16 protein-coding genes are annotated in these 19,599 nt (G+C 39.2%); all 16 read right to left on the bottom strand.

Annotated features, from left to right (window positions below; translation table 11 throughout):
* Nucleotides 1-2: 2 nt before the first annotated feature.
* On the bottom strand, nt 3-1,139 hold the full coding sequence (locus MHI47_RS16010; RefSeq protein WP_245762738.1) for a CamS family sex pheromone protein: 1,137 nt from the start codon (nt 1,137-1,139) through the stop codon (nt 3-5).
* A gap of 14 nt (nt 1,140-1,153) precedes the next feature.
* A complete protein-coding gene (ligA, locus tag MHI47_RS16015) occupies nt 1,154-3,157 on the bottom strand; it encodes an NAD-dependent DNA ligase LigA (protein WP_093538049.1) in 2,004 nt (667 codons plus the stop codon).
* A gap of 21 nt (nt 3,158-3,178) precedes the next feature.
* Nucleotides 3,179-5,407 carry a DNA helicase PcrA gene (pcrA, locus tag MHI47_RS16020; RefSeq protein ID WP_093538048.1) on the bottom strand — a complete coding sequence of 743 codons (2,229 nt, stop codon included), beginning with the start codon at nt 5,405-5,407 and terminating at the stop codon, nt 3,179-3,181.
* 47 nt (nt 5,408-5,454) lie between these two features.
* Complete coding sequence (locus tag MHI47_RS16025) at nt 5,455-6,150, bottom strand: heptaprenylglyceryl phosphate synthase (RefSeq protein WP_093538047.1); 696 nt, start codon at nt 6,148-6,150, stop codon at nt 5,455-5,457.
* Nucleotides 6,151-6,264: 114 nt separating this feature from the next.
* A complete protein-coding gene (locus tag MHI47_RS16030; protein ID WP_093538046.1) occupies nt 6,265-6,585 on the bottom strand; it encodes a YerC/YecD family TrpR-related protein in 321 nt (106 codons plus the stop codon).
* A gap of 41 nt (nt 6,586-6,626) precedes the next feature.
* The gene (locus MHI47_RS16035; protein WP_245762737.1) at nt 6,627-7,685 is read right to left on the bottom strand and encodes a DUF3048 domain-containing protein; all 1,059 of its coding nucleotides are present in this window, start codon (nt 7,683-7,685) and stop codon (nt 6,627-6,629) included.
* A 13-nt stretch (nt 7,686-7,698) separates the two neighbouring features.
* The gene (locus MHI47_RS16040) at nt 7,699-9,429 is read right to left on the bottom strand and encodes an adenine deaminase C-terminal domain-containing protein (RefSeq protein ID WP_093538045.1); all 1,731 of its coding nucleotides are present in this window, start codon (nt 9,427-9,429) and stop codon (nt 7,699-7,701) included.
* 184 nt (nt 9,430-9,613) lie between these two features.
* Nucleotides 9,614-10,873 (bottom strand): phosphoribosylamine--glycine ligase, encoded by a 1,260-nt coding sequence (gene purD / locus MHI47_RS16045; RefSeq protein WP_093538044.1) that lies wholly within the window; start codon nt 10,871-10,873, stop codon nt 9,614-9,616.
* A gap of 14 nt (nt 10,874-10,887) precedes the next feature.
* Nucleotides 10,888-12,423: a bifunctional phosphoribosylaminoimidazolecarboxamide formyltransferase/IMP cyclohydrolase gene (purH, locus tag MHI47_RS16050; RefSeq protein ID WP_340832082.1), complete on the bottom strand. Its 1,536-nt coding sequence runs from the start codon at nt 12,421-12,423 to the stop codon at nt 10,888-10,890.
* A gap of 246 nt (nt 12,424-12,669) precedes the next feature.
* A complete protein-coding gene (gene purN / locus MHI47_RS16055; protein WP_340831463.1) occupies nt 12,670-13,242 on the bottom strand; it encodes a phosphoribosylglycinamide formyltransferase in 573 nt (190 codons plus the stop codon).
* A complete protein-coding gene (gene purM, locus MHI47_RS16060) occupies nt 13,242-14,297 on the bottom strand; it encodes a phosphoribosylformylglycinamidine cyclo-ligase (RefSeq protein WP_340831464.1) in 1,056 nt (351 codons plus the stop codon). The genes purN and purM overlap by 1 nt, the downstream gene beginning before the upstream one ends.
* A gap of 11 nt (nt 14,298-14,308) precedes the next feature.
* Complete coding sequence (gene purF / locus MHI47_RS16065) at nt 14,309-15,730, bottom strand: amidophosphoribosyltransferase (RefSeq protein WP_340831466.1); 1,422 nt, start codon at nt 15,728-15,730, stop codon at nt 14,309-14,311.
* Nucleotides 15,706-17,937, bottom strand: coding sequence for a phosphoribosylformylglycinamidine synthase subunit PurL (gene purL / locus MHI47_RS16070; protein WP_340831467.1), 2,232 nt, complete (start codon nt 17,935-17,937; stop codon nt 15,706-15,708). The genes purF and purL overlap by 25 nt, the downstream gene beginning before the upstream one ends.
* Nucleotides 17,921-18,607 carry a phosphoribosylformylglycinamidine synthase subunit PurQ gene (purQ, locus tag MHI47_RS16075; protein ID WP_093538039.1) on the bottom strand — a complete coding sequence of 229 codons (687 nt, stop codon included), beginning with the start codon at nt 18,605-18,607 and terminating at the stop codon, nt 17,921-17,923. Before purQ ends, purL begins: the two co-directional genes overlap by 17 nt.
* Nucleotides 18,604-18,858 carry a phosphoribosylformylglycinamidine synthase subunit PurS gene (purS, locus tag MHI47_RS16080; protein ID WP_340831469.1) on the bottom strand — a complete coding sequence of 85 codons (255 nt, stop codon included), beginning with the start codon at nt 18,856-18,858 and terminating at the stop codon, nt 18,604-18,606. Before purS ends, purQ begins: the two co-directional genes overlap by 4 nt.
* On the bottom strand, nt 18,855-19,571 hold the full coding sequence (gene purC / locus MHI47_RS16085) for a phosphoribosylaminoimidazolesuccinocarboxamide synthase (RefSeq protein WP_340831471.1): 717 nt from the start codon (nt 19,569-19,571) through the stop codon (nt 18,855-18,857). The genes purS and purC overlap by 4 nt, the downstream gene beginning before the upstream one ends.
* Between the last annotated feature and the right edge of the window lie 28 nt (nt 19,572-19,599).

Below are 19,599 nucleotides of genomic sequence, written 5' to 3' on the forward strand. Positions count from 1 at the left end.
GCCTATTGCGTGTAAATATGGACATAAGCTTCTTCATCGCCAGTTTTTTTAACAAGTAATGCTTCTGCACCATCCAAGGAATTAACCTGTAATTCTACATTCATCGATGGATTAAAATGATCCTTTACAAGTCCAGCCAAATACTGTGTAAAGCCAATTATCTCTGCCGTTCCATAAAACTGAATAGGAATGGTGATCGTCCATTTTTGAAGCTGTTTGTCTTTGAAATAACCAGTCCCAATAATGCTTGTATAGTTAGGGAAATATGTCTCTACATCCATTTTGAAGTTCCGGAAAATTGTATCTAAATCTCGGTACTTTTCTTCTGATTCAGCAGTTGGGAATAAAATATATTCCTCATCATTTCCCTTCCAATCAGACACATTTTTGCCCGCTGGCGCAGTGCTATAGGAGAAGTATGTTCCTGGAACAACTGCATTTCGGCTATTTTGCTTAAACAAACCTACTACAATTGGAATATCTGCAAGACCATCTATCTTACGTAAACGGGTAACTACTTCTTCCGCAATTCTTCTTCCATTCTCTTCAATCTGAGCCTGGCTCAGCTTTTCTTCATAAGTAGCACCGTATTTTTCCTTCGTGTAATAATACGTGGAATTTAACGCCAATCCAATAGATATCCCAGATAGACTAACTTTATTATCTACTTTTTCCAAATAGTTTTGTTCCACAATATGCGTGATATAGACTGGTGCTTTTTGGGCTTTTTCTTCTCCAGTTAAACCTTTATCATCCGGGTTTAATCCACCTTCTGCTTGGTTGCTTCTTGCAAGCCATTTCTTCAGTGTTGTCGTATCTAGGTACTGTCCCTCCTGGAACAAATACTTATCAGGCGAGAATTCATTTTGTGAAATACGTAGAAGTCCAGTTTCCACTTCCTTCATATCGTACTTAGTAGACAAATTAGATAATACTAATCCTTTACTTGCACTTTCCTCATAAGGTAATAATGTTCTGTAGTATGTTTCATCTAGCTGCAAACTCGGAATTATTACTGTCTTGGTCTCTTCTTCTTCTGTATTTTGTATAACTTTTGTTTCGTCATCTAAAGAAGGAGCACACCCAGAAACCGTTAGTAATAAAGCCAGCGTCAACATGCCTATATGTTTTTTGGTCATGTTCGCCACTCCCTTTACTCCGCTATGGAGTCCAATAATTTTTGTTCATCCCAAACCTCAATACCTAGGCTTGTTGCTTTTTCCAGTTTTGATCCTGCTTCTTCTCCGGCAATGACCAAATCTGTTTTCTTGCTGACACTTCCAGCAACCTTACCACCTAATGACTCTATTTTTTCTTTAGCTTCAGTACGTGATAGTTGCATCAGTTTTCCTGTTAAAACAACTGTTTTACCAGCAAATGGACTATTCTCCATTACATCTGCATCAATAATTCTACCAGTATACTGTAGGGTCAATCCAGCTTCTTTTAAGCGTTCAATCAATAACTGGACCTCTTCCTGCTCAAAATAAGTCACTAATGAATCAGCCATTTTTTCACCAATTTCAAAAATAGCTATAAGCTCTTCCCTTGTTGCTTTCATCAGTGCCTCAAAACTATGAAAATTAGCCGAAAGTATTTTGGCAGCTTTTTCTCCAATATGACGAATACCAAGTCCAAATAGCACTCGTTCCATTGAGTTTGCTTTAGATACTTCTAATGCTTCCACTAAATTGGTTGCTGACTTGAGCCCCATGCGCTCAAGCTTCACTAAGTCATCTACTGTCAATTTATATAAATCTGAAATATCCTTGATCAGTTGTTCTCTAAAAAGCTGTTCTACCACTTTTTCACCAAGTCCATCAATATTCATCGCATTGCGTGAAGCAAAGTGGTAAATACCTTCTTGGATCTGAGCTGGGCATTGCGGATTTACACAACGAAGTGCTACTTCTTCTTCGATTCTCACTAATTCACTTTCACATACCGGGCAATGAGTTGGCATTTTATATGGTTCCTCTGTGCCTTTTCTCTCTTCCGTTATAACAGACACTACTTCTGGAATAATGTCTCCCGCTTTACGGATAATGACATGATCCCCAATTCGAATATCTTTTTCACGGATTAAATCTTCATTATGAAGTGTAGCACGTTGTACAGTAGAACCTGCTACTTGTGCTGGTACTAAAATTGCAGTTGGAGTGACAACACCTGTGCGACCAACAGTTAAATCGATATCAATAATTTGCGTGACTACTTCCTCGGCAGGAAATTTATAAGCAATTGCAAATCGTGGACTCTTTGCTGTAAATCCTAGCTCTTCTTGTTGGGCATAGTCATTAACTTTTATAACAATTCCATCAATTTCATATGGAATGTCATGCCTTTTTTCTGTCCACTCTTCTATAAAGCTGAGCACTTCTTCGATAGAAGTGCACTTCTTCGTTTCCTTATTAGTCGGTAATCCCTGTGTATTCATAAAACCTAGTGCATCCAAATGATTGTCTATATTCTGGTCCTCACCATCTCCGCCCATTCCATAGACGAACATCGATAAATTACGGCTAGCAGTTATTTTCGGGTCAAGCTGACGTAAAGAACCTGCTGCTGCATTCCGTGGGTTGGCAAATAAGACTTCTGCTTGTGCTGTGCGATCTTCGTTCAACTTTGCAAAGGAAGACTTTGGCATATACGCTTCGCCTCTTGCCTCCAAGGTTACTGAATCTTTTAGGCGCATTGGAATCGAACGAATGGTTTTAATATTACTGGTAATATCTTCACCAATCGTCCCATCTCCCCGAGTAGCCCCTCTTTTCAAAAGACCGTCCTCATATAATAGGGAAATTGCCAGTCCATCGATTTTCAGTTCACATATATACGTTGGTGTTTCATCGATAATACCTTGAATACGTTTATCAAAATCACGCAAATCCCCTTCATTGAATGCATTAGATAGACTAAGCATTGGATTTGCATGAGTTACCTTTTTAAAGCCTTCACTTACGATGGAACCAACTCGCTGAGTAGGAGAATCTGGTAATATCAAATCTGGATTTTGTTCCTCCAAAGCTATTAGTTCATGCAAGTATTGATCGTATACGGCATCCGGAACAATAGGATCATCTAATACATAATAGGCATGTCCATAATCATTTAACAGCTTGTGTAACTCTTGTACTCGTTGTTCTAACTGATCCATCCAGGGTTCCTCCTGTTGTAGTTATACTTTTTCGATAGGGGCAAACTTAGCAAGCAGACGCTTAATGCCCGTAGGACTTGGAAATGCAATATCTAGCTCGGTATTCTCACCATCGCCACGAACACTGACAACCATACCTTCGCCCCATTTTTTATGAGTCGCTTTATCTCCAACTTGCCAGCCCATTTTATCCCCACCAGACTCGTTATATGCCGGACGAGTAACTACTGCTTTACGAGTGTTAGCCATAGCTTTTGCATTTCTTTCTGGATTTTTGCCGGTGTCTTTAGTCCATCCAACGACCTCAATAATATCATCTGAAATCTCTTTGATAAAACGAGATGGGCTATTAAAACTGCCACGACCAAAAATAGTTCGAGACTGGGCACAGGTTATCACAAGTCTTTCTTCTGCACGAGTGATTCCTACATAAGCCAAGCGCCGTTCCTCTTCCATTTCATCATCATCACCAAGAGAACGTGAATGTGGGAATATATTTTCTTCCATCCCTATGATAAATACTACTGGAAATTCCAAGCCTTTTGCGGCATGCATCGTCATTAATATAATATTCCCTTTTGATATATCTTCCTCTTCATCCAACTTATCTATATCTGAGATAAGTGCCAGGTCGGTTAAAAAGGCAACTAATGACTTATCTTCACTCTGTTTCTCAAATGCTTTCGTTACTGATAAAAACTCTTCAATATTTTCTAATCGACTTTCCGATTCAATTGTCTTTTCATTTTTAAGCATCGTACGATACCCTGTTTTATCAAGCACTTGCTCCACTATTTCTGTGACAGACAAAAACTCCTGCATTTGGGTTAAGTTATTGATCAGCCCTTGGAATTGAATAACAGAGTTTACAGCCCGAGCAGGTATCCCCATAAAGTCGACTTCGTTTAATGCATCTAAAATCGAACGATCTTGGTCTATTGCATAGAGAGCCATACGTTCAAAAGAAGTCGCTCCAATATTTCGTTTCGGCTCATTAATAATTCGAGCAAGTGATAAATCATCATCGTTATTTGCTATTAGACGCAGGTAGGCAAGTAAGTCTTTAATCTCTTTACGATCATAGAACTTTGTACCGCCCACAATTGTATAGGCCATATTCGATTTTACAAGTACTTCCTCCATCACACGTGACTGGGCATTCGTCCGATATAAAACGGCAAAATCATTTAATGTACGATTCTCTAATTCCATTAAATCTTGAATTTTTTGAACGACATATTGTGCTTCCTGCTGTTCATTCATCGCACGGAATAACTCGATTTTTTCCCCATCTAGATTCTCTGTTCGTAAAACCTTCGGGTATCTACTCGTGTTATTACCAATGACGTCATTTGCTGCCTGTAAGATTCGTTGAGAAGAACGATAATTTTGTTCTAGCATGATGGCTTTTGCATTAGGATAATCTTTTTCAAACGATAGGATATTCTGAATATCTGCTCCACGCCAACGATAAATCGATTGATCCGAGTCACCAACAACACAAATATTTTTGAACTTTTTAGCAAGCATTTGTACTAACTCATACTGCGCTTTGTTTGTATCTTGATATTCATCTACATGGATATACTGGAATTTGTTTTGATAAAACTCCAGGACATCAGGAACTCGTTTAAACAGCGTTGATGTTAGCATGATTAAATCATCAAAATCGAGTGATTGGTTCTTTCTCAATTTTTTTTGATAGCTTTGATACACATTTGCTACTGTCTTTTCAAACGGATTCATCTCATTCATCTGTGCACGATACATATCCGAATCGATGCATATATTTTTGGCTCCACTAATCGCATTTAACATCGAACGAGGATCATATTGTTTTGAATCAATATTTTGTTCTTTTAAAACATTTTTAATAACTGTCAACTGATCACTTGTATCTAAAATAGAAAAGTTTTTTGTATATCCTATTCGGTCAATATCTCTTCTTAAAATACGTACACACATGGAGTGAAATGTAGATACCCACATTCTTTCTCCAGTCCCCGGTCCTAATAAGCCATCTATACGCTCTCGCATCTCTCTTGCTGCTTTATTGGTAAAGGTGATGGCTAGTATTTTCGATGGGTATACTTCCTTTTCTACGATTAAATAAGCAATTCGGTGGGTTAGTACACGTGTTTTCCCTGAACCTGCACCTGCCATAATAAGAAGTGGACCTTCTGTTGTCTTCACGGCTTCTTCTTGTTCTTTATTCATACCATTCAATAAGTTTTTCGCGATGATTTCCATAGTGCACTTCCTTTCAAGAACATTTGTTCTCTAATCATATCGTAAATCTATTGTTTACTCAATGTCTTTACTGCTTCTACTGTTTTTAAAGCCTCTGCCAAATTGTCATATATATAATTACCAACAATTATTGTATCTGCATAGGTAGCCATTTGTCTTGCTTGCTCCTCGGTTTGAATACCTCCACCATAAAACAGTTGAGTGTTTTTTAAACGTTTACTCACTTTTTTCACAGTTTGTACATCACCATACATTCCGCTATACTCCATGTAGAAAACCGGAAATCTAAACAAATGCTCGACCATTTCCGCATATGCTATAATGTCCTCTTCACTTAACGGATGCAAGGCATTCGTCAATTTTGCAGCTTTACAATCAGGGTTTAAAATACAATACCCTTCTGGAATAATTTCATCCCAATTCATAACCTCTCCAAATTCCTTCGTAGCTGCGTGATGTAAATCCTTCACCCACTTCGTTTCGGAGCTATTTAATACACTAGGTATAAAATAATAATCAAATCCAGGAGTTATAGCTTCAATCGTAGATACTTCTAACGCCACAGGAACTGCATACCTTCTAACCCGCATTAGCAAATCAATCACATTATCGAGTGTCACATTGTCAGAGCCCCCGATAATAATTGCATCTGTGCCGGATTCACATATTAGTTCAAGAGCATCTGCTGCTATATTTTTTGCTGGATCTAACTTGAATATATGTCGCCAATCTTTATATTCCAATTTTTTCACCTACATCTAATTAGTTAACATTCATCCCATTATAACAAAAAAACTGAACAGACATCGCTGTTCAGTACATGTTCTTACATATTTTGAAAACTTATATTTTTTAATCTACTCTTTAATGGTTGGCGTCGAATTTTCATCTGGATATAAGCGCCCTAACATTTCATCATAAGTACCGTTGCCGTAGTCGTAGGCACGTCTTACACGTGAAATGGTAGCAGTACTTGCCCCAGTTTCTTTTTTAATAGATTCATATGTTTTCTTCAAACGTAATAGATGTGCAACCTCGAAACGTTGTGCTAAGGATTGAATTTCGCTTATTGTACAAAGATCGTCAAAAAACTTATAACATTCTTCCATGTTCTTTAACTCTAATACTGCCTTAAATAGTTGTTCTGTTTGATTGCCTTTAATTTTTTCAATTTGCATTGCAGTCATCCTCCTTCTTGTTTATATTGGGTCTTCTATGGTTAAGGTAAATAAGTGACCATTTCTTCTAAACCAGGGTTTGTCGGTATAAAACTGATCCATGTTTGACCAGGTACTAGTTTAGCAGGAACTCCATTTTCCATCGGCATCAGAATTCCATCGATATTCTCCCATTCGATTTCTTTCATAATACCTGCTTGAAAAATATAGGCTCTTCCTCCATCATTTAAAGATAACTGACGGCGACCTGAACTATCAATAATTTTGTGCGGAATTTCCATGCATATTATATTGGCAATTTTAACAGCTTTGTCTGTCTCTTTATCTATTGTCAAAGCTCCAGCGGTCTCACGCTCATATAAACCTTCTTCAGAAATATACGTATATTCGTTTTCAAAAGTGGAGCCTGCACCGTAATGTATAGAAAAATTAGATACTGGATTCCCAATCTTTATCCCTTCAAAAGAGTCGAAGAAAGAAAACCTTGGTATTTTAGTAATCTCCATCGAAGCCTTTACTTTTTCTGCACCTGCTAATACTTTATCTTTTGATATATACGAATTATGCGGTGCTTTTCGCTCCCTCGATCGTTCGAATAATATACCGTCGTATTGCATTCCGTTTATGTTATCAACTACTCTAGAACTTAGCATACTTTGAGCATCAGGACTATATCCATGTGCAACATAAAATGCATCTAGCCCTCTAGCAATGTCAACAAAGTAGTCTCTAGCACTTCTAACTGGACCCATTTTTTCTGGAATCTCACTTTGATAAACTGCTAAAAATCTTGTTACATTACCTTCTGCTAACATTTCGTAAATAATATCTGCTTTTGCAATTCCTGACTGTGGACGTGCAAGCGGATGATTGTTTATAGTGACTAGAATAGGTCTTTGTGTCAATTCTTTCTCTGATCCAACACCTGTGAAAGGTGCTGTGAACGGCAATACTACTTCCTCTTCTGTCTCTACAACTTCTTCCCCGACTTCCTCTATTGTATCGTCTACTGGATTTACCTCTTCTGTTCCTTTCTCTTTATCGGAACAAGCTACAAGAAGTACACTAGCTAACATTAAAATTCCCCACTGTTTGAACACAACTTACGTCCCCCTACCTCATTAATGCTGGAAACAATACTTGTTTTTTCATCACATCGAAAATTCCTTTTTGCGTTATCCTTACATACGGTAAGTGTGTTGCTTGAAGGAATAACAATGTGTAAATAGCATCCCCATGCTTAAATCCTCTAGCTGCTAGTTCTCTTTTTAAAACTAGTTCCTCTTCTATTAAATCTTCTACTGGCTTATTAGATAATACTCCACCTATCGGGAGTTGGACAGAACAAATGATTTGTTCTTCCTCCACAATAACAATTCCACCATTCATTTTTTTTACTTCCCGGAAAGCTTGTTGCATACTTTCTTTGTTCTTCCCGATCAATAAAATATCACCCGTATTAGAGTATGAAGAGGCGAAGCCCATTAGTGAAGTTGCAAAGCCTTTAATAAGTGTTGAAACTTTCCACTTTCCTTTGCGATCTATTAACAAAAGAAAACTTTCATCATGATTTTTGGATAATTCCATTTCAGTTGTATCATGGCTAATGGAATAGGGTTTGGTAATTACATCATTTACCATTTCTATCCCAAATGGCATAGAGAACTGAAAATCAGCTTCCGAAACGTCAAATGACAAGTTCAGATCTGGTATAGATGACCAATTGATTGGATCAAGTGCCCTCGTTTTTTGTTGTTCTTTTTTTAGCCAAATTCCTTTGGAAAGTACACTTAAAGGTACTGGACTGTGTTCATCCTTTAAGAAATTGAGATCTGCATAGCGCCCTGTTGCAATCACCCCATGTAGATTAGACATATTATAATACTTTGCCACATTAAAGGATGCCATCAAATAGGCGTCAATCGGTTTTACACCTGCATCTAGTGCAACTTGAATACATTTATCCATAACTCCATCTATATGAAAAGAAGGTGTTGCTCCATCTGTAGTCATCATTAAGTGATCAAAAATTTGAAGATCCTTTTCCAAAATATCCTTTAATAGTTGTGGAAGATCAGGACGTATGGACGAATGACGGAGAGTTACTGCATATCCCTGTAGAATTCGTCGTTCCACTTCTTCAATGGTCATTGCTTCATGATCTCCGTCTGCTCCTAGCAAACGCATTCTTGCAAGCGTGCGCTCGGAAGCTCCAGGAAAATGGCCTTCAATTTTCATACCGTTTGTCTTAGCCTGTTGCATCCAATAGAGCATTTGATCATCTCCAGAAAGCAAACGAGGCCATCCAGTCAGTTCACCACCCATAATGACATCCGAACGCTCAATCCATTCTCCAATCGTCTTAGAGGTAAATAATTCTTCTTCATTCTTTAACTCGGTTTGCGAATCAAAACGCGCCCACCAATAGAAGGAAAATGGCAGTTCTTTCAGTTCGTCCATTAATGAAAACGCTTTCTTATTTTCAAGCATCAAGAACAATGTTAAGTTATCCGCTATAAACGTAGTCGTTCCCAATTGCGCTGCATAATCTGCAAATGTTTGTGGATTATAAAGTTGGAATGGATGTACGTGAGGCTCAATATAGCCAGGTACTATTTTTTGACCAGTTGCATCATATACCTCAGTTTGGTCGGAAACTAGTGGCATTTCAGAACCCGTATAAACAATTCGATCTTTCACTATCCATATGTTTCCTGTGATCCACTTTTTTAAATGACTATGCAAAAAAGTTGCATTAGTAATTACTATATCAGGAGACTTTGTTCCATTGACCACATCAATCTGATGCCTTATTTCTTCAATTTTCCAAATGGGATATTGCATTGCATCCATTCTCCTTTCTTTTTGTTTACTCATAAAAATAATATTAGCATAGTACTTTAGTAAAGCAAAGTACTGAATTCTATTTTTGGTAATTCTTACAGGAAAGTTAGGAAATAGGAACCTAAAACCAATATAGAAAAACAGGCAAAGAAAAACATCAGGTTTTTCTTTGCCTGTTCAGCAATTATTGAAATGTACGCCAACCAATATCTTTTCGATAGAAGAGACCATCCCATTCTAACTTAGTGAGACTTGAATAAACTTTTTGTTGCGCTTTCTTTATAGAAGACTCCCTTGCTGCTACAAGTATGACACGTCCGCCATTAGCGATAAAATCTTTATCATCTGCTTTTGTACCAGCATGAAAAACGAATAATCCAGTGTCTGTTAATGTCCCTAGATTTGGCAGTTTGGCTCCTTTTTTCACGTCAGTAGGGTAACCCTCTGATGCAATTACAACTCCAAGCATCCCCTCGTCCGACCATGATAATTCAAACGGATTTTCATTCATCAAAGCTATCATAAACTCTCCAAAATCACTTGTCATTCGGGGTAATACCACTTGTGTCTCTGGGTCTCCAAAACGGGCATTGAACTCGATCACTTTTGGTCCTTCGCTTGTTAAAATAAGACCAGCATATAGAATACCTGTAAATGGAATTCCTTCTGCTGTCATCGCTTTAACGGTAGGAACTACTACAGTTTCATAAGCTATATCAACTATGTCCGAGGAGATTTGCGGAACTGGAGAATAAGCACCCATTCCTCCCGTGTTAGGCCCTTTATCTCCATCATAAGCTCGCTTGTGATCCTGTGCGATAACCATTGGATGAATTTGGCCTTTATGTACAAATGACATAAAGGAGAATTCTTCCCCGTCCAAATACTCCTCAATGACCACACGTGATGAGGATTCTCCGTATAATTGGTTGCCGATCATGTCTTCCACCGCTTTGTTCGCTTCATCCACAGTCATAGCAACAACTACGCCTTTTCCTGCAGCAAGCCCATCTGCTTTCACAACGATTGGAGCACCTAACTTCTCAATATATTCCTTTGCTTTATCTACTTCTGTAAAAGTTTCATATGCAGCAGTAGGAATATTATATTTATCCATAATTTCTTTTGCAAATGCCTTACTACCCTCAATTTGAGCCGCAGCTTTTGTTGGGCCAAATATACGTAAACCTTCTGCTTCAAAATAATCTACAATACCCGCTGCCAGTGGTTGCTCCGGTCCAACGAATGTTAAGTCAATTTTGTTCTCTTTTGCGAAGGTTGCTAGCTCTTCAAAGGCCAACGCATCAATAGACACAATCTGAATACCACCTGACATACCGTCATTACCTGGAGCTACAAATACATTTTCAACTGAAGGTGAATCTATGAATTGTTGGGCGATTGCATGCTCACGACCCCCACTACCAATTACAAGAATATTCATCTAGCAACTCCTCCTTAGTGTTTGAAATGACGTACGCCAGTGAATACCATCGCAATCCCATACTCATTTGCTTTGTCGATTGAATCTTGGTCTTTCACTGATCCACCTGTTTGAATAATAGCAGTAATTCCTGCTTTAGCTGCCACTTCCACCGTATCATTCATTGGGAAGAATGCATCTGAGGCAAGACCTGCTCCTTTTGCTCGTTCTCCAGCTTGCTCTAAAGCAATTTTAGCTGAGCCTACGCGGTTCATCTGTCCTGCGCCGACACCAATAGTCATATCTTCTGTAGCTACTACAATTGCATTAGATTTTACATGTTTCACTACGCTCCAACCAAGTTCTAATGCTTTCCATTCTTCTGCGGTCGGCTCTCGGTCTGTAACGACTTTCACATCTGCCTCTTTTAATCCGTATGTGTCAGGGGACTGCACTAATAATCCACCTTCTACAGATACAGTATTCCATGCATCTTTTTTCGTTTGTTCGTAAGAAATTGTGAGCAAGCGAATGTTCTTCTTCGCCGTTAACATTGCAATTGCATCATCAGAGAATGAAGGAGCAATAACAATTTCTAAGAAAATGCCAGCCAATACTTTAGCGGTTGCTGTGTCTACTTCACGGTTTAAGGCAACGATGCCTCCGAAAATAGATGTTGAATCCGCTTCATAGGCTTTATTGAATGCATCTGAGATTGTTTCGCCGGTACCAACACCACATGGGTTCATATGTTTTACCGCTACTGCAGCTGGAAGCTTAAATTCTTTTACTATTTGAATCGCAGCATTGGCATCTTGGATATTATTATAGGATAGTTCTTTCCCATGTAATTGAGTAGCAGAAGCTACAGAAAAATCAGATCCAAGTGGTCGTTTGTAAAACGCTGCTTGTTGATGCGGATTTTCACCGTAGCGTAATGATTGCTTACGTTCATATGTAAGTGTTAATAGTTCTGGGAATTCTTCTCCAGTTAAGTCAGTCATATAGCCAGCAATCAACGCATCATAAGCAGCGGTGTGGCGAAATACTTTTGCAGCCAGTTTACGACGCGTTTCTAGTGTCGTCTCACCAGTTTCTTTTAACTGAGCAAGTACTTCCTCATAGTCAGATGCATCCGTTACAACTGTTACATACTGATGATTTTTCGCTGCAGAGCGAAGCATTGATGGACCACCGATATCAATATTTTCGATAGCATCTTCAAACGTCACATCTTGCTTAGAAATTGTTTCACGGAAAGGATATAAATTAACACAAACTACTTGAATAGGAGTTATTTGATGCTCTTCTAATTGTGCTTGATGAGAAGCGTCGTCATGCTTTGCCAACAAAGCCCCATGTATCATTGGGTTCAATGTTTTTACTCGACCATCCAAAATTTCTGGAAAGTTTGTCACTTGGTCTACTGATGTAATTGCCACACCATTTTGTTCTAAAAATGCTTTGGTTCCACCAGTTGATAAAATTTCATAGCCAAGTAGTTCCAACTCTTTTGCAAACTCGAGAATTCCTGATTTATCTGAAAGACTAATTAACGCACGTTTTGACACCATAATTCCTCCTTAAATTGGTAGTTCTAGTTGTGTTCCTATTATTATCAATTTTGATACTTCGAATTTGAGCTTCATCGCATCCGCAGCTACACTAAATTATTTGGATATATTTCCCGTTCCACGAGTAAACCTCGTTACATCGCGGGTAAACAACTCTGGAGCGCGGGTATTTGATAAAGTTTCGCGAGTAAAACTATAGTGAGCGCGAGTAACATTCTTTTAAGCGTGGGTAAACTCACAAAGCTACCGACTAAACAGTTGCTGCAATGCCTTCGGATACAAAGCATGCTCTACTGCATGAATACGCTCTTCGGTTTGTACTCTATTGCCTTCTACTACTTCTACTGCTTGCTGAGCTATGATTGTTCCAGTATCCATTCCTGCGTCCACATAGTGAACCGTTACGCCAGTCACCTTCACGCCGTGATCCATTGCCTGTCCGATAGCGTCTTTCCCAGGAAAGGCAGGTAATAGCGAAGGATGAATGTTAATAATTCGATTGGGAAATGCTGCTAATAATACATCTCCGATCAGTCGCATATATCCAGCGAGCACAATCCACTCTACATCTAACTCTCGTAGTTTTTCTAAAATCAGTTGCTCATACACTGCTTTGGAAGGAAAACCGGCAGGCTTAATAGCAAGTACTTCAATACCCGCTTTCTCGGCACGCTCCACTATTAAAGCTCCTGGCTTATCTGTCACTACTAGAACAGCTTCACCAGGTAGTTTTCCTTCCTGCACTGCATCGTTGATAGCTTGAAAGTTCGTACCGCTCCCTGATGCAAATACAGCAAATTTTGTCATTCCGGTCATTACACTAAACTCCCGTCATGTGCTCCGTTGAAAATAACACCTTCACCTTTCACTACACGGCCAATCGTATATGCTTTTTCTCCGTGGGCTTCCGCAATTGCAATTGCTTTTTGCGCCTCTTCACCTGATAGTGCAAGTACAAAGCCTATCCCCATATTAAACACATTGTATAAATCACGGTCTTCTAACTTACCTTTTTCTTTTAACAAATCAAATACAGAAAGCACTTCCCATGAACCAAGTTCAACTTCCACAGCTAACCCTTCAGGCATCATACGCGGTAGATTTTCATAAAAACCTCCACCCGTCACATGTGCCATCCCGTGGATAGAAAGCTCGTTATGCATTTCCATTACTGGCTTCGCATAGATTTTCGTTGGTGTTAAAAGGGCTTTACCAATTTTGCCTAACGTTTCATATCCTTCTACAACATCCTTTGGAGAATAGCCATGCTCTTCAAAAACAATTTTACGTACTAGTGAATATCCGTTTGAGTGAACACCGCTAGAAGCGATACCTACTAGTACATCACCTTCTGTAATATTCTCCCCTGTAACGATTTTTGATTTTTCGCATGCTCCAACCGCAAATCCAGCAAGATCATATTCGTCTTCCTCATAAAGACCAGGCATTTCGGCTGTCTCTCCCCCGATTAATGCTGCTCCAGACTGTACACAGCCATCAGCCACACCTTTAACGATTTGTTCAATTCGTTCAGGAACTGCTTTACCTACTGCTACGTAATCTAAGAAAAAAAGAGGCTCCGCACCTTGTGCAACGATATCATTCACACACATTGCTACACAGTCTACGCCGATTGTATCGTGTGAATCTGTCATAAACGCAAGCTTTAGCTTTGTTCCAACACCATCTGTTCCAGATATCAAAACAGGTTCCTTATAATTCAATGAAGACAAATCAAACATTCCACCGAAACCACCGAAAGTACCCATGATACCTTTTCTAGCTGTGCGCTCGACATGTGATTTCATTCTTTGCACGGCTTCATACCCAGCTTCAATATTCACGCCTGCTTTTTCATATGCTTTTGACATGTAAAATCCTCCTATCGAACAAGCTCTTTTTCATGTGGTAATTTCGTATCCGCATAGATACTAGTTGGATATTCTCCAGTGAAACATGCTAAACAATGCCCACAATTTTTTTCCCCATCTGATCTGCCAATTGCCTCTACCATTCCTTCAACCGATAAGAATGTTAACGAGTCTGCTCCAATCAGTTCACGCATTTCATCAATTGTATTATTAGCAGCAATAAGCTCTGAATCCGAGCTTATATCAATCCCATAAAAACATGGATTTTTTAATGGTGGGGAACTTATAACGACATGAACCTCTGTCGCTCCAGCATCCTTCAACATTTTCACAATACGACGTGAAGTTGTCCCACGAACAATTGAATCATCTACCATGACTACTCGTTTTCCTTTTACAACCTGACGTACTGGTGAAAGTTTCATCTTCACCCCACGCTCCCGTAAGTCCTGTGAAGGTTGGATAAACGTTCTACCCACATAACGATTCTTTATAAGACCTAACTCATAAGGAATACCTGTAGCTTCTGAAAAACCAATAGCAGCAGAAATACTGGAGTCAGGTACGCCTGTTACAACATCTGCATCAATTGTCAATTCTTTCGCAAGTTGCTTACCAAGACGTTTTCTAGCCATATGAATATTAATACCATCAATATCTGAATCTGGACGAGAGAAGTAGACATATTCCATCGTACAAATAGCACGGTCTTTTTTCTCTACATAACGCTCTGAACGGCAACCTTCATCATTTATTATTAATAACTCCCCTGGGTCAATCGAACGAACTAGCTCCGCACCTATCAAATCGAAGGCACTTGTCTCAGAAGCTACTACATAGGCACCATCTAACATTCCTAAAGAAAGAGGACGCATGCCCTGTGGGTCCTGCGCTACATACATCGCGTGTTCCGTCATAATGACAACGGCGAAAGCTCCGTCCAATAAACGTAAAGCTTGTTTGGCACGATCCTCGAAAGAAGCAAGATTACTCTTCTTCAACAAATGGGCAAGTACCTCCGTATCCGAAGTCGTTTGGAAAATACTACCTTGCTGTTCTAAATTACGTTTTAAACGTGTAGCATTTACAATATTCCCATTATGAGCAATCGCAAGGCCACCAGTAGTTGAGTTGAACAACAAAGGTTGGACATTTTCAATTCCTGAGCCGCCGGAAGTAGCATAACGCACATGCCCAACTGCAGCATGACCTTCCAATTTCTCTAACTTGCCATTATTAAATACATCGTTTACTAAACCTTCGCCTTTTACTGCGCGTAGCCTAGTACCATCTGTCACAATAATTCCAGCACCTTCTTGCCCTCTATGCTGAAGTGCATGTAATCCGTAATAACTCATGGCTGCAGGATTTGGATGACCCCAAATACCGAAAACACCACATTCTTCGTTTAAGCCTCTGAGTTCAGTAAGCATGGTATTGCTCCTTTCCAAGCGGAACGGAATTCATCAACAGAACCGCTAATCCAAGTAGTTCCATCTTCATGTGAGATTACTAAATTATTAGACTCGGTTACTCTACCAATCTGTACTGCATCTGCTACGATTTCTTCAAATTTACTAGCATGTTCAGCTTTTACCGTGACGATAAAGCGTGATTGAGATTCACTAAATAATGCACTTGTAGCTGATCCAGTAATAGTTACTTCAACTCCAAGACCATTTGCACCGAAAGCTTTTTCAGCTAAAGCTACTGCAAAACCACCTTCAGAGATATCATGCGCAGATTGTACAACACCAGATTTAATAGCTGTTAAAAGAGCTTTTTGACGAGTCACTTCTACTTCAAGGTCGATAGATGGAGCTAGCCCAAAAATACGTTTTTCCACTAATTTTTGTAGTTCCGATCCACCAAACTCTGTTTTAGTTTCCCCAATTACATATACAACATCTCCAGCTTGTTTCACTGATTGAGTTGTTACATGTGCAAGATCATCTACAAGTCCGACCATCCCAATTGTTGGTGTAGGGTAAACCGCAGTTCCACTACGTTCGTTATATAACGAAACGTTCCCACCAATAACAGGTGATTCTAATGCAATACAAGCCTCTGAAATACCGTCTGCAGATTTCTCAATCTGCCAGAAGATTTCTGGGTTTTCTGGGTTACCAAAGTTCAAACAGTCTGTAATAGCAAGTGGCGTTGCACCTGAACAAACAACATTACGAGCTGCTTCAGCTACTGCAATCTTCCCACCATTTACTGGGTCAAGATAGATATAACGAGAATTACAATCCGTTGTCATAGCAAGTCCTTTATTCGTCCCCCGAACTCGAACTACTGCAGCATCTGAACCAGGGGTTACTACTGTACTTGTGCGTACTTGGTAGTCGTACTGATCATAAACCCATTCTTTAGAAGCAATTGTTGGTTGTTGAAGTAGATTTAGTAAAGTCTCTTTGTAGTCCGAAATTACAGGCTCTACATTTTCCATTGCTTGAAATTCCGTATAGTATGCAGGTACCGACGATGGTTTATAGTAAACTGGTGCTTCTTCTGCAAGTGCATCTGCAGGTACATCCGCTACTACATCTCCGTTATGAATTAATCGAAGCATTTTATCGCCTGTCACCTTACCAACCGCTACACAATCTAAGTCGTACTTTTCAAAGATTTTAACAATCTCCTCTTCACGACCTTTTTTTACAACGATTAACATGCGTTCTTGTGATTCTGAAAGCATCATTTCGTATGCTGTCATCCCCGTTTCACGCTGAGGTACAAAGTCTAAATTCATCTCTATACCGAAGCCAGCTTTTGAAGCCATCTCCGCAGATGATGAAGTTAACCCTGCTGCTCCCATATCTTGGATACCAATTAACGCATCTGACTTAATCACTTCTAAACAAGCTTCTAATAGAAGTTTCTCCATAAAAGGATCTCCAACTTGAACTGCAGGGCGCTTTTCTTCAGAAGCTTCAGTTAATTCTTCCGATGCGAATGTTGCTCCGTGAATGCCGTCACGTCCAGTTTTAGCTCCAGCATACATGACTGTGTTACCTTCACCTGCTGCAATTCCTTTTTGAATATCCTCATGATTGATCAGTCCTACACACATAGCGTTAACTAGTGGATTTCCTTCGTAACAGTCGTCAAATTGAATCTCTCCGCCAACTGTTGGAATTCCGATACAGTTACCATAACCCGCAATACCAGCTACTACTTCTTCAAATAAATATTTCACACGTGGAGTCTTCAGTTCTCCAAATCGAAGTGAGTTCAGCAATGCAATTGGACGAGCTCCCATCGAGAAAACATCACGGATAATACCGCCTACGCCTGTTGCAGCTCCTTGATAAGGTTCAATTGCAGATGGATGGTTGTGGGACTCCATTTTAAATACAACTGCTTGACCATCGCCAATATCAACAATTCCAGCACCTTCACCCGGTCCTTGTAAAACATGCTTCCCTTTTGTAGGAAACTTACTTAATACCGGTTTAGAGTTTTTATACGAACAATGTTCTGACCACATAACTGAAAATAATCCGGTTTCTGTATAATTCGGTAAACGACCAAGAATTTTCTCCACCATTTCAAATTCTGAATCAGACATTCCCATTTGAGCATATATCTTTTGTTCTTTAATTTGCATTGGATTTGGTTCAAGCATGACTGACATGAGTTTCCCTCCACTGTTTCACTATTGATTTGAATAACGCTAGTCCATCTGAGCCACCTATAAGATCATGTACTGCACGCTCTGGATGTGGCATCATACCAAGGACATTCCCTTTTTCATTTACAATACCTGCAATGTCCTCAATGCTTCCATTAGGTCCTTCAGAAGCGTATTTAAAAACAATTTGGTTATTCTCTTTTAATCTAGTAAGTGTTTCATCGTCACAATAATAATTTCCTTCGCCATGGGCAATTGGAATTTGGATTATTTCGTCTTTTTCATAGCCAGTTGTAAACTGTGTAGCGTTATTTACTACTTTTAACTCTACGGTACGGCACATGAATTTTAAGTTTTTGTTACGCAGAAGTGCTCCAGGTAACAACCCAGCTTCCGTTAATACTTGGAACCCGTTACAAATACCTAGAATTGGTTTACCTGCCTCAGCTGCCTTCACCACTTCAGACATTACATTCGATTGGTTGGCCATAGCTCCACAACGTAAGTAATCCCCATAGGAGAACCCTCCTGGCAATAAAATACCATCAAATTCGCTCAAATCCTTTGCATCATGCCAAACGTACTCTACTTCTTCTCCAAGTTCATCTTTGATCGCATGATACATATCTAAATCACAGTTCGATCCAGGAAATACGATTACTGCAAACTTCATTTGCTTACAGCCTCCTCAACTTCAAAACGATAGTCTTCAATCACTGTATTTGCTAGAAGCTTTTCACACATTTCCTTTACTACTGTATCTATATCACGAGTTCCATCTTCAATCTGAAGTTCTAAAAACTTCCCAATACGAACATCCTTTACTTCGCTGTATTCCATTGAATGAAGAGCTCCCATCACTGCAGAACCTTGTGGATCTAAAACACTTTCACGTAACGTTACATACACTTTAACTTTTTTCATTTTGATAATCCTCCTAGGCGGGAAAGTATTATTTCATAAACTTCTGTTAAGCTTCCTAAATTACGTCTAAACACATCTTTGTCTAGTTTGTTATTTGTTTTGTCATCCCACAATCTACAAGTGTCGGGAGAAATTTCATCAGCAAGTAAGATTTCTCCATTTGCCGTTTTTCCAAACTCCAATTTAAAATCGATTAGGGTAACACCTATTTCTTTGAAAATGGGCTGAAGCACTTGATTGATTTCCAGTGCTTTAGTTTGAAGGGTATCTATTTCCTCCGGTGTAGCAAGTGAAAGTAATTCTATATGAGCATTTGTGAGTAGTGGATCTCCTAGTTCATCGTCTTTGTAGTAAAATTCAACGATTGTATGCTTTAAAGGTGTACCCTCTTTAATTCCTAATCTCTTTGATAGACTTCCAGCTGCAATATTACGGACTACTACTTCAAGTGGAATGATATCCACTTTGCGAACAAGCTGCTCATTGTCTGAGATTTGCTCTACAAAGTGGGATTCAATTCCTTTACTTTTTAACTGTTCAAAAAGGATCGTTGTGATTTTATTGTTTAAAATGCCTTTTCCATCAATATCTTCTTTTTTCTCACCGTTAAATGCTGTAGCACTGTCCTTATATGACACAAACAATATATTTTCATCATCTGTTTCAAATAATTGTTTTGCTTTACCTTCGTATAGTAGGCGACCCTTTTCCACTTTCAATTCCCCCTAATCAATTTAAAGC

Source organism: Psychrobacillus sp. FSL H8-0487, assembly GCF_038008385.1.
GTDB lineage: Bacteria > Bacillota > Bacilli > Bacillales_A > Planococcaceae > Psychrobacillus > Psychrobacillus psychrotolerans.